Origin of the sequence: Micromonospora sp. SD12 (assembly GCF_052068495.1) — a bacterium.
GTDB classification, from domain to species: Bacteria; Actinomycetota; Actinomycetes; order Mycobacteriales; family Micromonosporaceae; genus Micromonospora; species Micromonospora echinofusca.
In genome coordinates, this window is sequence record NZ_JBQHDF010000009.1 from 141,345 (window position 1) to 153,706 (window position 12,362).

General features: G+C 75.2%; 13 protein-coding genes. All 13 read right to left on the reverse strand.

The features are described 5' to 3' along the window. Nucleotides 1-68: 68 nt before the first annotated feature. The 13 genes from ACTMS2_RS19220 to ACTMS2_RS19280 all read right to left on the reverse strand — a co-directional run bounded on the left by ACTMS2_RS19220 (nucleotide 69) and on the right by ACTMS2_RS19280 (nucleotide 12,362). Entirely contained in the window at nucleotides 69-1,031 is a 963-nt protein-coding gene (locus ACTMS2_RS19220; RefSeq protein ID WP_441176616.1) for a phosphotransferase family protein, read from the reverse strand. A gap of 174 nt (nucleotides 1,032-1,205) precedes the next feature. Further along, nucleotides 1,206-2,564, reverse strand: coding sequence for a hypothetical protein (locus ACTMS2_RS19225; RefSeq protein WP_441176617.1), 1,359 nt, complete (start codon nucleotides 2,562-2,564; stop codon nucleotides 1,206-1,208). After that, nucleotides 2,565-3,536: an alpha-ketoacid dehydrogenase subunit beta gene (locus ACTMS2_RS19230; RefSeq protein ID WP_441176618.1), complete on the reverse strand. Its 972-nt coding sequence runs from the start codon at nucleotides 3,534-3,536 to the stop codon at nucleotides 2,565-2,567. It lies immediately after the preceding gene. Further along, nucleotides 3,537-4,508 carry a thiamine pyrophosphate-dependent dehydrogenase E1 component subunit alpha gene (locus tag ACTMS2_RS19235; RefSeq protein ID WP_441176619.1) on the reverse strand — a complete coding sequence of 324 codons (972 nt, stop codon included), beginning with the start codon at nucleotides 4,506-4,508 and terminating at the stop codon, nucleotides 3,537-3,539. It lies immediately after the preceding gene. After that, nucleotides 4,505-5,302 carry a DUF3050 domain-containing protein gene (locus tag ACTMS2_RS19240; RefSeq protein ID WP_441176620.1) on the reverse strand — a complete coding sequence of 266 codons (798 nt, stop codon included), beginning with the start codon at nucleotides 5,300-5,302 and terminating at the stop codon, nucleotides 4,505-4,507. The genes ACTMS2_RS19235 and ACTMS2_RS19240 overlap by 4 nt, the downstream gene beginning before the upstream one ends. Nucleotide 5,303: 1 nt before the next feature. Further along, nucleotides 5,304-6,233, reverse strand: a complete 930-nt coding sequence (locus tag ACTMS2_RS19245) for a phytanoyl-CoA dioxygenase family protein (RefSeq protein WP_441176621.1) — start codon at nucleotides 6,231-6,233, stop codon at nucleotides 5,304-5,306. Continuing rightward, complete coding sequence (gene hppD / locus ACTMS2_RS19250; RefSeq protein ID WP_441176622.1) at nucleotides 6,230-7,330, reverse strand: 4-hydroxyphenylpyruvate dioxygenase; 1,101 nt, start codon at nucleotides 7,328-7,330, stop codon at nucleotides 6,230-6,232. The genes ACTMS2_RS19245 and hppD overlap by 4 nt, the downstream gene beginning before the upstream one ends. Before the next feature lie 67 nt (nucleotides 7,331-7,397). Further along, nucleotides 7,398-8,636, reverse strand: a complete 1,239-nt coding sequence (locus ACTMS2_RS19255) for a beta-ketoacyl-[acyl-carrier-protein] synthase family protein (RefSeq protein WP_441176623.1) — start codon at nucleotides 8,634-8,636, stop codon at nucleotides 7,398-7,400. Further along, nucleotides 8,633-10,249 (reverse strand): class I adenylate-forming enzyme family protein, encoded by a 1,617-nt coding sequence (locus ACTMS2_RS19260; protein ID WP_441176624.1) that lies wholly within the window; start codon nucleotides 10,247-10,249, stop codon nucleotides 8,633-8,635. The genes ACTMS2_RS19255 and ACTMS2_RS19260 overlap by 4 nt, the downstream gene beginning before the upstream one ends. Beyond that, nucleotides 10,246-10,779, reverse strand: a complete 534-nt coding sequence (locus ACTMS2_RS19265) for a beta-ketoacyl synthase chain length factor (protein ID WP_441176626.1) — start codon at nucleotides 10,777-10,779, stop codon at nucleotides 10,246-10,248. Before ACTMS2_RS19265 ends, ACTMS2_RS19260 begins: the two co-directional genes overlap by 4 nt. After that, on the reverse strand, nucleotides 10,776-11,858 hold the full coding sequence (locus ACTMS2_RS19270) for a beta-ketoacyl-[acyl-carrier-protein] synthase family protein (protein WP_441176627.1): 1,083 nt from the start codon (nucleotides 11,856-11,858) through the stop codon (nucleotides 10,776-10,778). The genes ACTMS2_RS19265 and ACTMS2_RS19270 overlap by 4 nt, the downstream gene beginning before the upstream one ends. Continuing rightward, nucleotides 11,851-12,096, reverse strand: a complete 246-nt coding sequence (locus tag ACTMS2_RS19275; protein WP_088999970.1) for a hypothetical protein — start codon at nucleotides 12,094-12,096, stop codon at nucleotides 11,851-11,853. The genes ACTMS2_RS19270 and ACTMS2_RS19275 overlap by 8 nt, the downstream gene beginning before the upstream one ends. Next, nucleotides 12,096-12,362 carry an acyl carrier protein gene (locus tag ACTMS2_RS19280; RefSeq protein ID WP_088999969.1) on the reverse strand — a complete coding sequence of 89 codons (267 nt, stop codon included), beginning with the start codon at nucleotides 12,360-12,362 and terminating at the stop codon, nucleotides 12,096-12,098. Before ACTMS2_RS19280 ends, ACTMS2_RS19275 begins: the two co-directional genes overlap by 1 nt.

The following is a 12,362-nucleotide window of genomic DNA, read 5'->3' on the forward strand; positions in this document are numbered from 1 at the left end:
GCGGTGACCCTGCGGTAGGCGCGCGGGTCGACCGGTGGCGGGTTCGTAACCCCGGCGACGGCGACGGCTCAGGCGAGCTGGTCCAACGTCCGGGTGATGTTGTGCTCGACGATGGCGAGCATGCCGGCCCGGTCCGGGAAGTCGCCGTCGAGCAGGCGCAGCGGACCCGCCACCAGGGACAGGTACGTCGCGAGCCGGTAGAGGCGCAGCCGGTTCCCGTCGAGACCGTCCACGGCCAGCGCCGGATAGGCGTCGCCGAAGCGCAGTTCGAGGAAGGCGTGCTCCCACTCCACGTCGAGGAACACCGCGCCCTCGATGTCCACGAGCACCGGGCGGTCCCGCTCGTCGACGAGCACGTGGTCCGGGCCGAGTTCGCCGTGGATCAGGCCGTACCGGGAGCGGGGTGCCACGGCGGCGCACCGCTCGGCCAGGGCGTCGGCGAGCCGGTCCCGCACGGCGGCGATCCGCTCCACCCGGGCGGCGGCCTCGGTCAGGTCCCGCAGCGCCCGGTCGAGGATGATCCGCTCCACCGGCCGCCCGGGCGTCGGCCCGTCGAGGCCCGGCCGGCCGTACCGGTCGCGACGGCGGGCGTGCATGCTCCGGACGGCGTCGCCGAGCCGGGCCAGCACCACCTCGGCCCGTCGCGGGTCGCGCCGGCGCAGGTCCTGCAGAGTGCCGCCCCGGACGTCCTGCACCACCGCCACCTCGCCGGGCAGCAGGCCCGCGGTGGGGGCGAGCAGCAGCGGGGGCATCCGCACCCCGGCGGCGGTGAACTCGCGGTGCGCCGCCTCGAACAGCCCCGCCCCGGTGGCGTGCCCGAACGGGTCGTCGCGTTCCGGTGCCGCCCGCACCGGCCAGTAGTCCTCCGCCGGATGCCACACGTAGGCGATGCCGGTAGACCCGTCGTCGAGGGTCAGCCGGTAGACGCCCTTCTTCGTGCCGCCGGCCAACCGCTCGGCCGACACCAGCGCCCGCCCGCCCCCGAACGCCGCCTGCGCCACCGCCCGCAGCTCCCCAACCGTCAACCCCACCCGCGCCCCACCCACCCGAAGATCCTGCCGGACCGAACCCGCCCTCGCCCGCCCGCCTGATCGCGGATCGTGCGGTCGTGGTGCCTGGCTCACCCTGTCTTCTCCGATCTGGACTCCACCACACCTGCATCATCGACGCGTCAGAGGGTCGGAGGCGCGGGAGGAGCGGCCGTGTCAGGGGGTCACCAGGAGGCCGGAGAGGAGGACGCCGCGGGCCAGGTTGAGGACGCCGTCGCAGCCCGGGAAGCCCGTACGGATGCAGGCGCCGGCGGGCCGGCGGCCGAACAGGTACGGGGCGATGCTGTACGGCACCTCGGCGGCGACCGTCTCGCCGGTGCCGACGTGCACGAAGTCCAGCGGGACGTCGTCGGCCTTCACGTACTCCTGGAGGATGAAGCCGCCCCGCCCGACGGCGCGGGTGAGGCCGTCGCGCCACGCGTCGGCGTCGGTCTCCCGGCCGATCAGCACGTCCACCCCGGCGGAGCCGTCGGCGGGCTTCGCCACCAGGTCGGCCTGGCCGGCCACCGCCCGGTCGAGCAGTTGCGCCGTCAGCGTCCAGGTACGCGGCACGTACCGGTGCACCAGGTCGCGGTCCGCCGCCGGCAGCGTGTCGGCGTCCTCCCACAGCCAGGCGAAGGCGCGCTTGTTGGCGACCAGCCAGGCCGCCGCCGACACCCACATCGGCGCCGTGCCCGCCGCCAGCGCCGCCGCCAGGGCGTCCACGCCGGCGCTCGGGGTGACCCGGTTGGGCACGAACAGCCGGAACACCCCGTCGACCGGGGCGCCACCGGCGACCAGCCGCTTGCGGTCGTCGAGGCTCACCTGGGAGACCGGCGCGACGACCAGGTCCATGCCGCACGCGGCGGCCCGCTCGACCACCGGCGACAGCAGCCGGATGAAGCGCTGCGGGTCGTCGAGCCCCGGGTACTCGGCGTCGAAGTCGATCAGCATGGCGACCCGGGCGCCCTCGGGCAGGCCGAGGTCGGCGCGGATCGCGGCGAACCGCTGGTCCACCGCCGAGGGCGCCGCCGACAACCGGACCCGGTCGGTGAGGCCGCGCCGCCGGTAGACGTCGACGAAGCGGCGCACCGTGGTGTCCGCGTCGAACGCCCCGCCGAGGCTGCTGTCGATGTTGTACTCGACGAAGCGCGGCACCCCTTCGCAGAGCAGCACGTCGGGGCGGAACGCGGCCAGCAGCGCCTCGGTCAGCGGCTCGTCGTCGTCGAGCAGCCGGGTCTCGCCGTCGGGCACGCTCAGCAGCCGGCGCAGCTCCCCCGCCGTGGCGGCCCGCCGCCGGCACGCCTCGAAGATGAGCTGGGCGAGCCGGTCGGAGACGGCGTTGAGCACCCCCAGCGACGTCTCGTCCATCACCGGCGGCCGGGCCAGGCGCCACCGCTCGTTGTACGTGGCCCGGCCGTCGAAGACCTCGCGCCACGCCCCCGCCCCGGCGGCCACCATGTCGGCGCGCACCGGCGCGGGCAGGTCGAGCCACGCGCGCGCGGCGGAGGGCCAGCGGTAGTCGGCGTGCTCCATTCATCCCTCCTTCATGACGTGCCCGATGGCGGCCCGCAGCTGCTCGCGGCTGGGCTGCACGGCCCGGTCGAGCGCCGGGGCGAACGGCAGCACCGCGCCGTCGGGGCGGGTGACGCGGCGCGGCGGGGCGACCAGCCGCACCCGCTCGACCATCGTCGCGATGATCTCGGCGGCCATGCCGCAGGAGCGGTTGGCGTCGTCCACCACCACCAGCCGCCCGGTGCGCGCCACCGAATCGGCGAGCGCGTCCCAGTCGAACGGGTACAGCGTGCGCGGGTCGAACACCTCCACCGACACCTGGTCGGCCAGTTCCTCGGCGACGGCGAGGGCGTCGTGCACCAGGTGCCCGACCGCGACCACGGTCACGTCGTCGCCGCGCCGGTGCACCCGGGCCCGGCCCAGCGGCACCGGGGCCAGCGCGGCGAGGTCGACGTCGGCGCGCACGTCCATCGCCCCGGCGGGGGCGAAGACCACCACCGGGTCGTCGCACCGCACCGCCGACACCAGCAGGCCGTACGCGTCGGCCGGCGTGGCCGGCACGACCGTGGTCACCCCGACGTGGGCGAAGAGGCTGTACGGGTGGTCGGAGTGCTGCCCCGCCCAGCCCGTACGGGAGCCGGAGCCGGGCACCAGGTAGGTGACGGGAACCGCGCACTGCCCCCCGCTCATTAGCGGGAACTTGTGCGCGTGGTTGACGATCTGCTCGAACACCAGGAACAGCAGCGACGGGATCTGGAACTCGACCACGGGCCGCATCCCGGCCAGGGCCGCGCCCGTGGCGAAGCTCGTGAACGCCTGCTCCGACAGCGGGGTGTCGCGTACCCGCTGCGGACCGAACCGGGAGAACAGCCCGGCCGTGACGGCCGAGGCGGCCACCCGGATGTCCTCGCCGAGCAGGAACACCGACTCGTCGCGGGCCAGCTCGTCGGCCAGGGCCCGGGTGAGCGCCCTGCGGTAGGACAGTCGGGGCATCTACCCACCTCCGGTGCGCGCGGTCAGGCCGCTGGCGTACAGGTACGCGAGGGCGTCGGCCGGGTCCGGCTCGGCGCCGGCGAGCGCGAACTCCACGGCCCGCGCCAACACCGCCTCCACCTCGGCGTCGACGTCGGCGCGTACGGCGGCGGGCAGCCGGTCGCCCTGGATGTGCACCGGGTCGCGGGAGCGGCCCCGGGCCACCTCGTCGGGCGGGCGGTAGTCGAGGCGTACCGCGTGCTCGAAGGTGTGGTGGGCGTCGAAGCGGTAGGTGCGGGCCTCGATCAGTTCGGGGCCGCCGCCGGCGCGCATCCGGTCGACGGCGGCGGTTGCGGCGTCGCGTACCGCCTCGGGGTCCTGGCCGTCGACGACGGCGGCCGGGATGCCGAAGGCGGCGGCGCGGCCGGGGATGCTGCCGGCGACCGCGCCCGCGACGGGCATGGTGGTGGCGTAGCCGTTGTTCTCGCAGACGAACAGCACCGGCACCCGCCACAGCGCGGCCAGGTTGAACGCCTCCAGCAGCATCCCCTCGTTGACCGCGCCGTCGCCGAAGAAGCTCACCCCGACGGTGTCGTCGCCGCGCCGGCGCCGCGCCCACACCGCGCCGGTGACGATCGCCCCGGACGCGCCGACGATGGCGTTCGCGCCGAGTACGCCGACGCCGAAGTCGGCGGCGTGCATGGAGCCGCCCCGGCCGGCGTTGAGGCCGGTGACCCGGCCGCACAGCTCGGCGAGCATCCGGGCCGGGTCGGCGCCCTTGGCGAGCACGTGCCCGTGCCCCCGGTGGGTGCCGGCGACCACGTCGTCGGCGCCCAGGGCGGCGCACACCCCGGCAGCGATCCCCTCCTGCCCGAGGTACGGGTGGATGCCGCCGACGACGTGTCCGGAGCGGACCAGCTCGATGGCCCGCTCCTCGAACCGGCGGATCAGGCGGACCGTCCGGTAGAGCCGGACCGGGTCGGTGCCCGTCACCGGTCGCGCCCCTCCTTGACGGCGGCGAGGATGTCGTCCCAGAGCCGGGCGCGGGCGGCGAGCGCGGTGTTGACGGTGTCCGCGCACTCCTGCCACCTGGCGTCGTCGTCGCCGCACAGGTCGGCGAGCATCTGCATCGCCATCGGGGTGTGCTGCTCGCCGTCGACCTCGATGTGCCGCTCCAGGTAGTCGACGAACGTGTGCAGCCGCCGGCTGCGCTCGTTGACGGCCACGACCTGGGTGAACATGTCGGGGATCAGGTCCTCGCGACCGAAGGCGAACGCGGCGGCCTGGCAGTGCACCGGGGTGGTCTCGATGATCCGCCAGGTGGTGCCGGCGAACGCCGCCGACGGCGCGGGTACGCCCGCCGCCACCAGCGACTCGGCCACCGGCCGGCCCGATCGCAGCAGCTCGACCAGCCGGTCGACGGCGGTGGTGTCGGCGCCGGCCTCCCGCATCCCCCGCACGTACAGCTCGAAGTGGCTGATGTGCCCGTCGCCCAGCTCGTCGCTCTCCTCCACCATCACGATGTCGTTGATCAGCCGGCGGCTGCCCGTCGGGCCGGTGGGGATCCACGGCACCGTGACGCAGGTGAGCTGCCGCTGCAACGACTTCAGCAGGGACATGAAGTCCCAGACGGCGAAGACGTGGTGCTCCATGAAGGTGACCAGCGCCTCGTGGGTGTCGAGGGCGGCGTAGAGGGGGTGCCGCACGACCGCCTCGCGGCGTTCGCTCACCGCCTTCTCCAGCCGCTCGATCCCCGGGTGGGTCCTTCCCCAGTCGTACCGTGACATGTCAGCCTCCCTGCGGGGCGCGGTGGCGCCAGATGACCGGGCAGTACTCGGGGTCCGCGTAGTCCGGCCGCCCGTCGTGGGTGCGGCGGACCAGCACGTCGTGGTTGTACGCGGCGGGGGTGCCGTCGGAGAGGGGGTACTCCCGCCAGGCGTTGTCGCCGTCCTGGAGGTGCAGCGAGATCGCCCGGCGCGGGCGACCGCTGACGTTGGCGCCGCTGCCGTGGTAGGTGCGGCAGTGGTGGAAGCTCATGTGCCCCTTGGGGATCACCATCGGCACCTTGCGGATCTCCGCGCCGTTGTGGGCCGCGTTCTCGGCGAGCATCTCCTCCAGCTGGTCACGGTCGCGGTCGGCGAAGTGGCGCACCACCGTGTCGTCGGCGCCGGTCTCCTCCCAGCGGTGCGAGCCGTCGACCATCGTGATGGTGCCCATCTCCTCGCCGCAGTCGTGCATCGGGATGAACGCGGTGAGCATGTCCTCCGACGACGAGGACGCCCAGTAGTGCTTGTCGAAGTGCCAGGGCACGATGTTGGACGGCTCGCCCGAGACCGGCGGCTTGTAGATCAGCGTGGACTGGAAGACGCGGATCTCGGTGGCCCGGGCGAGCCGGGCGGCGACCGCCCCGATCAGCGGCTTGCGCAGGATCGCCCCGAGCCCGTCGTGCTCGTGGTGCACGTAGTCGTTGTGCCGCTGCACCGGGCCCTTCGACGGGTCCCAGTAGGCGAGCTTCGGTGGGCGTACCGGCAGGCGTCGGTGCCGCTCGCCGGCGTAGTAGCGGTCGGCGGCGGCCGCGAGGGCGTCCACCTCGTCGTCGGTGAGCAGCTTCTTCGACAGGTACCAGCCGTGCGCGGCGTAGAACGCCACGTCCTCGTCGGAGGGCAGCAGCGCCTCCTCCTCGGCGGTCAGTACCGGCTCGAACTCGGTCGCGGTCACGCCCGCACCTCCTGCGGTGTCGGGGCCGCGACGGAGGTTCCCGCGGCGGCCAGTTCCCGTTCCTTGGCCTCGTAGAGCGCCTTGATGTTGCCGCTGCCGAAGGTCCGCGCCCCGCGCCGTTCGATCAGCTCCAGGAAGAGCGTGCGGCGCACGTGCAGGGACTCGGTGAAGATCTGCAGCAGCTGCCCGCCGTGGTCGCGGTCGACGAGGACGCCGAGGTCACGCAGCCGGTCCAGCGGCGTGTCCACCGGGCCGACGCGCGCCTCCAGGGCGTCGTAGTAGCTGGCCGGGGTGCCGGCGAAACGCACGCCCCGCTCGGCGAGGGCGGCGACGGCGGTGACGATGTCGTCGGTGCGCAGCCCCAGGTGCTGCACCCCGGCGCCGACGTGCTGGTCGAGGAAGGCGTCGAGCTGCCCGGGTCGGCGGGTGCGGTCGGGCTCCAGCAGCACCAGGGTGACCCGACCCGACGGGCTCTGCACCACCGTGGAGTTCATCGCCTGCCCGGCGACCTCCACGTGCTCGGCGAAGATCTCCGCGAACCCGAAGACGTCCCGGTAGTACCCGACGGTCTCGTCGAGCTGGCCGGGCGGCACGCAGACCGCCAGGTGGTCGACCTCGGCGAGCAGCTTGCCACCGCCGTCGACGGGCGTCATCTCGATCGCCCCGGGCAGGAACGCGCCTGGGTCGCCGCGCCGGGACACGAGGCGGTGCAGCACGTCGCCGAAGCCGCCCACCTCGGCGGTCACCACCTCGGCGTCCGCGCCGGTGCGGGTGGTCGGCGCCGTCACCGGCGTCGCGCCCCGGCGCACCAGCTCGGCGTACGCGCCAGCGGCGTCGTCGACCTCCAGCGCGACGACGGCCACGCCGTCGCCGTGGCGCCGCACGTAGCGCGACGCCGGATGCTCGGCGGTGAGTCCGGTGGTGAGCAGCATCCGGACGTCGCCCTGGCACAGCAGCAGCGAGCGCTGCTCGGCCAGCCCGGTCTCGGGGCCGCCCTGGCCGCACAGGTGGAAGCCGACCGCGCGGTCGAAGTAGAAGGCCGCCTGGCGGGCGTCGCCCACGAAGAGTTCGATGTGGTCTATCCCACGGATGTCCATGTCCTCAGCCCTTTCACGGTTCCCCGTGGTTGCCGCCCGGGCGCGGTCCGCCCGGGATGGAGCGTGGTCAGTCCCTCGGCTGCGCGGCCCGGGCGAGCAGCAGACTCACGTTCTGTCCGCCGAAGCCGAAGGAGTTGGTCAGCGCGTATCCGGTGTCCGTCTTGCGCGGCTCGGCGCGGATGTGGTCGGCCGGGCAGGCCGGGTCCGGCTCGTCGAGGTTGTGTGTCGGCGGCAGCAGGCCCCGGCCGAGCGCCAGCGCGGTGGCCGCCGCCTCCAGCGCCCCGGAGGCGCCGAGCAGGTGGCCGGTGAGCGCCTTGGTGGAGCTGACCGGCACGCCGCCGACGCCGAACACGTCGGCGAGCGCGGTGGTCTCGGCGATGTCGCCGAGCTTCGTGCCGGTGCCGTGCGCGTTGACGTAGCCGACCCGCGCGGCGGGCACGCCGCCGCCGGCCAGCGCGCGCCGCATGCACTCCGCCGCGCCGGCGCCGTCGGGCCGTGGGGCGGTCGGGTGGTACGCGTCGGTGGTCGCCCCGTACCCGGCGACCTCGGCGTAGCCGGCGGCGCCCCGGGCGGCGGCGTGCTCGGCGTTCTCCAGCACCAGCAGGGCGGCGCCCTCGGCGAGGACGAACCCGTTGCGGCGGGCGTCGAACGGCCGGCTCGCCGCGGTGGGGTCGGCCCAGCCCCGGGCGAGCGCCCGGGCGTTGCCGAAGGTGTCGGCGAAGGTGGGGAACAGCGGCGCCTCGCTGGCCCCGCAGAGCACCACGTCGGCCTCCCCGGCGCGGATCAGCCGCAGCGCGTCGGCGATCGACTGCGCGCCCGAGGCGCAGGCCGTGCCGACCGACGACGTGTAGCCGCGGATGCCGTGGCGGATGGCGATGCGGGCCGACGGCATGTTCGGCAGGATGCCGGTGAGCAGGTACGGGCTGACCGCCGCGCGGCCCCGCTCGGCCCGGGCCAGCACCTGCGCCTCCAGGGTGGCCATCCCGCCGACGCCGCCGACGATCACCCCGACCCGGCCCGGGTCCACGTTCCCGCCCACCTCGATGCCGGCGTCGGCGAGCGCGTCGGCGGCGGCGAGCAGGGCGAGCACCACGACCCGGTCCAGCACCCTGGTCTCCGGTCCGGAGGCGACGGTGCGCGGGTCGACGTCGGGGAGCAGGCCGGCCACCTCCAGCGACCCGGCCGCCGGGTGCCCGGCCGGCGGTCGGGTCAGCCCGGAGCGGCCGGAGCAGAGCGCGTCGAAGGTGGCCTCGACGCCCCGCCCGACGGGGGTGAACAGCCCCATCCCGGTGATGACGGCGGTCATGACGGCGACTCGGTGAGGTAGCGCTCCCGCAGCGCCACCTTGCGCACCTTGCCGGTGACGGTGACCGGGATGTCGGCGGAGCGGACCGGCACCACCCGACGCAGGGTCGCCCCGACGTCCGGGCCGAGCGCCGCCCGGACCCGTTCGGTGCGGTCCTCGGCGGCCTCGGCGCCGGCGGCGAGTTCCAGCAGCACGTCGGTGACCACACCGCCGGCGCCCGAGGTGATCACCACTGTGCAGTCGGTGACGTCCGGGCAGGCGGCGAGGACGCGCTCCTCGGACAGGGCGGTGTAGAACCGCCGCCCGTCCCCGGCGTCGACGGAGTCGACTGCCCGGTCCAGGTGGTAGTAGCGGCCCTCGTCGTCGGCGTACACCAGGTCGCCGGTGAGGTACCAGCCGCGTTGCCGGGACCGGTACGTGGTGACCGAGTCGTTCCAGTAGCCCCGGAACAGCGACGGCGAGTCGATGCCGAGCCAGCCCACCTCACCGGCCGGCACCGGCTCACCTGCCGCGTCGAGCACGGCGACCCGGGCGAACCGGTAGGGGCGACCGACGCAGCGGCCGTAGCGGTCGGTGTCGACGCGGTGGGTGATGTGGAACATCGAGTGCCCCATCTCGCTGGAGCCGAGCCCGTCGATGAAGACCGAGCCGGGCACCCGGGTGACCCCGTCGCGGGTCACCACGTCGCGGGAGCCGACCGCGACCAGCCGGCGTACGTGCGGCTCGTGTGAGCAGTCGCCGGTGTTGAACCACAGCGACACCGAGTCCAGGTCGTACGCGGACAGGTCGAAGCGGGCCAGCTCCGCCCAGGTCACGGAGAACCCGAACACCCCGTCGGGACGCCAGCGCTGGATCGCCTCCAGCACCCGCTCGCCGCCCTGGTCGGAGAGCAGGAGCATCTCGGCGCGGTTGCCGAGGGCCTGGTTGACCATGAGCACGGTGGCGGTGTGCGGGGCGGGCAGCGCGTTGAGGATGCGGCGGGTGCCCTGCGCCTGCGGCATGGCGAGCAGGTGCCGGGTGGCGGCGAAGAGGCTCGCGTGCGAGTGCAGCACCGCCTTCGGCACCCCCGTGGTGCCGGAGGTGTGGGTGATGACGACCGGGTCGTCGGCGTGGTGCCGGTAGTGCCCGGGCGCGGCGGTGGGGTCGCCGGCGCCGGCCTCGGCGGGTGTGCCGAGCAGCGGGACGCCGAGATCGTGGCCGGCCAGCAGGGCGCGGTGCGCGTCGTCGGCGAGCACCCCGACGCCGCGCAGCCGGCGCACGTACTCGGCGGCGATCTCGGGACGCAGCCGGCCGTTCATCAGCGCCGGTATGGCCCCGAGGCGGCTCAGCGCGAGGAAGCTGAGCACCATGTCGGCGGCCGCGGTGGCCCACACGGCCACCGGGTCGCGGGGCTTGATCCCCCGCTCGTGCAGCCAGGCGGCGCGGGCGGCGACGCGCTCGTCGAGCTGGCCCAGCGTGAGCGCCCGCCCGGCCGGGTGGCCGTCCACACCGGTGTCGAAGGTGAGGCCCGGCCCGTCCGGGTCGGCGCCGTGCGCCAGCACCCGGGCCAGCACGTTGCCGGCGCCGATCCGCTCGTCGGCGGCCAGCACCCCGCGCAGTCCCCTGTTCCTCATGGTGCGTCTCCTCCCCCCAGCAGCACCGCGACGGCGCCGGTTGCGGATGCCCCGCCCGGGACGCCGTCGTCGGGCGCCTGTTCGATCAGGACCAGCAACGCCCGGTCGGCGTCACCGTCGTGCAGCAGCAGCTCGACCTCGGCGGTGCCCTCGGCGCGCGGGTCGCCGACGGGCGCGAGGCAGACCACCGGCCCGCCGAGGCCCCAGCGGGCGGCCACGTGCCCGGCCACGCTGTTGGGCACCGACTGGAAGAAGAACAGCGGCCCGGGTCGGCCGCCGGCGGCGACCGTGGCGCGCACGTGGGCGGCGCTGGCCCGGTCGCCGGCCGCGCTGACCAGCACGACCGCGGTCCGCTCGCCGTCGGGGGCCGGCCGCCGGCCGTACGCCCGGGTCAGGCAGCGCTCGGCGACGGCCGCGACGAGGGGCGGGAAGCGGGAGTGCACGTACCCGGGCACCGGCGGCGGCGCCCCGTCGCCCGGCTCGGGCCAGGCCGCCTCGGCCAGCACGGTGAGGTTGCCGGTCGCGCTCATGCCGTACCGACCAGCAGCGCGGTGTTGGCGCCGCCGAAGGCGGCGTTGAGGCTCAGCGCGTACCCGGTGCTGGCGGGCCGGGGCGCGTCGCGCACCACGTCCAGCGGGCAGGCCGGGTCGGGGGCCAGCCAGCCGGCGTTGACGGGCAGTTTCCCGTGCCGCAGGGCGAGCACGGTCACCACCAGTTCCAGCAGGCCGGAGGCCTCCAGGGCGTGCCCGTGCAGCGCCTTGGTGGAGCTGACCGGGACGTGTGCCGCCGCCGCGCCGAACGCGGTGCGCAGGGCCGCGGCCTCGGCGGCGTCGCTGTGGCCGGTGCCGGTGGCGTTGGCGTTGACGTACCCGATCGCCTCCGCCGTCAGCCCGGCGCGGCGCAGCGCCGCGGTGACCGCGCGGGCCAGGCCGCGCCCGCCCGGCTCGGGCTGGCAGGGGTGGAACGCGTCGCCGGCCCGGCCCCAGCCGAGCAGGTCGGCGACCGCGTCCCGGGCGACGGCCCGCGACTCCAGCACCACCGCGGCGACGCCGTCGCCGAGCAGCAGTCCGGTGCGGCCGGCGCTGAACGGGCGCACCGCGCCGTCGGTGGCGAGGGCACGACCGGCGTCGAAGAGCGCGTACTGGTCGGGCTCGACCAGGTAGCCGGCGGCCACCACCGCCCGGTCGACGTCGCCCCGGCGGATCAGGGCGGCGGCGTCGGCGACCGCACTGCTGGCCGAGACGCAGGCGGTGGTGTACGCCCGGGCCGGGCCGGTGAGCCCGCTGCGGGCGGCCAGCGCGGTGGTGAGCGCCGGCACGTGCGCGCCGCCGTGCACGGCCAGCAGCAGGGCGGTACCGGCCCGCCGGCCGGCGTCGAGGCCGGCGGCCCGGCAGGCCGCGTCCACGGCCTCGGCGAGTTCGTCGGCGAGGTCACCGGCGTCGGGCAGGGTGGCGGCGGCGTCGACCCGGCGGGGCGTGGTGTCGAAGCGGTCCACGGGCCGGAACGCCGAGTCGCCGGCGAGCACGCCGGCGAGCTGCGCGTCGGTTCCTCTGCCGAACGCGCTGCTCGCGTGGACGCCGGTGATCGGGACGGCCGCCGGCTCAGCCATCGGCGGCGGCGGTCAGGGCGGTACGGAAGACCGCCAGGGCGTCGTCGACGGTGCGGATCGCGGCGAGCTGGTCGTCGGTGAGGTCGAGCCGCCGGTCGTGGCGCTGCTCGACGAGGTGCACCAGCCAGGCCAGTTCCATGGAGCCGATCCGGTCGCCGACCTCGGCGGACGGTTTCCCGGACAGGTCGGCGAGCATGGTCACCAGGTCGGCCCGCCCCAGGTCGGGCTGACCGGCCATCAGGAGTTGTCGCTCGGCGCCCCGGCGACCCGGTCGGCGACCATCGTGGTGAACTCGCCGACCGTCATCAGGGCCAGCTTCTCGGACTCGTCGTCGGCGAACTTGAGGCCGTAGCGGTCCTCGACGCGTACGGCGAGGTCGGCGAGGGCCAGCGACTCCAGGTCCACCCCGGACGGGCCGAGCGTGGTGTCGTCGTCGATGCCCTCGACGTCGTAGTTCATGTCCTCGAGCTGCTCGACGACGAAGGCGCGGATCTCGGGTCGCAT

Coding starts and splice junctions, on each gene's coding strand:
- ACTMS2_RS19225 (WP_441176617.1), bottom strand. CDS start 2,564: ATGGAGCACGCCGACTACCGCTGGCCCTCCGCCGCGCGCGCGTGGCTC.
- ACTMS2_RS19230 (WP_441176618.1), bottom strand. CDS start 3,536: ATGCCCCGACTGTCCTACCGCAGGGCGCTCACCCGGGCCCTGGCCGAC.
- ACTMS2_RS19240 (WP_441176620.1), bottom strand. CDS start 5,302: ATGTCACGGTACGACTGGGGAAGGACCCACCCGGGGATCGAGCGGCTG.
- hppD (WP_441176622.1), bottom strand. CDS start 7,330: ATGGACATCCGTGGGATAGACCACATCGAACTCTTCGTGGGCGACGCC.
- ACTMS2_RS19255 (WP_441176623.1), bottom strand. CDS start 8,636: ATGACCGCCGTCATCACCGGGATGGGGCTGTTCACCCCCGTCGGGCGG.
- ACTMS2_RS19260 (WP_441176624.1), bottom strand. CDS start 10,249: ATGAGGAACAGGGGACTGCGCGGGGTGCTGGCCGCCGACGAGCGGATC.
- ACTMS2_RS19265 (WP_441176626.1), bottom strand. CDS start 10,779: ATGAGCGCGACCGGCAACCTCACCGTGCTGGCCGAGGCGGCCTGGCCC.
- ACTMS2_RS19270 (WP_441176627.1), bottom strand. CDS start 11,858: ATGGCTGAGCCGGCGGCCGTCCCGATCACCGGCGTCCACGCGAGCAGC.
- ACTMS2_RS19275 (WP_088999970.1), bottom strand. CDS start 12,096: ATGGCCGGTCAGCCCGACCTGGGGCGGGCCGACCTGGTGACCATGCTC.
- ACTMS2_RS19280 (WP_088999969.1), bottom strand. CDS start 12,362: ATGCGACCCGAGATCCGCGCCTTCGTCGTCGAGCAGCTCGAGGACATG.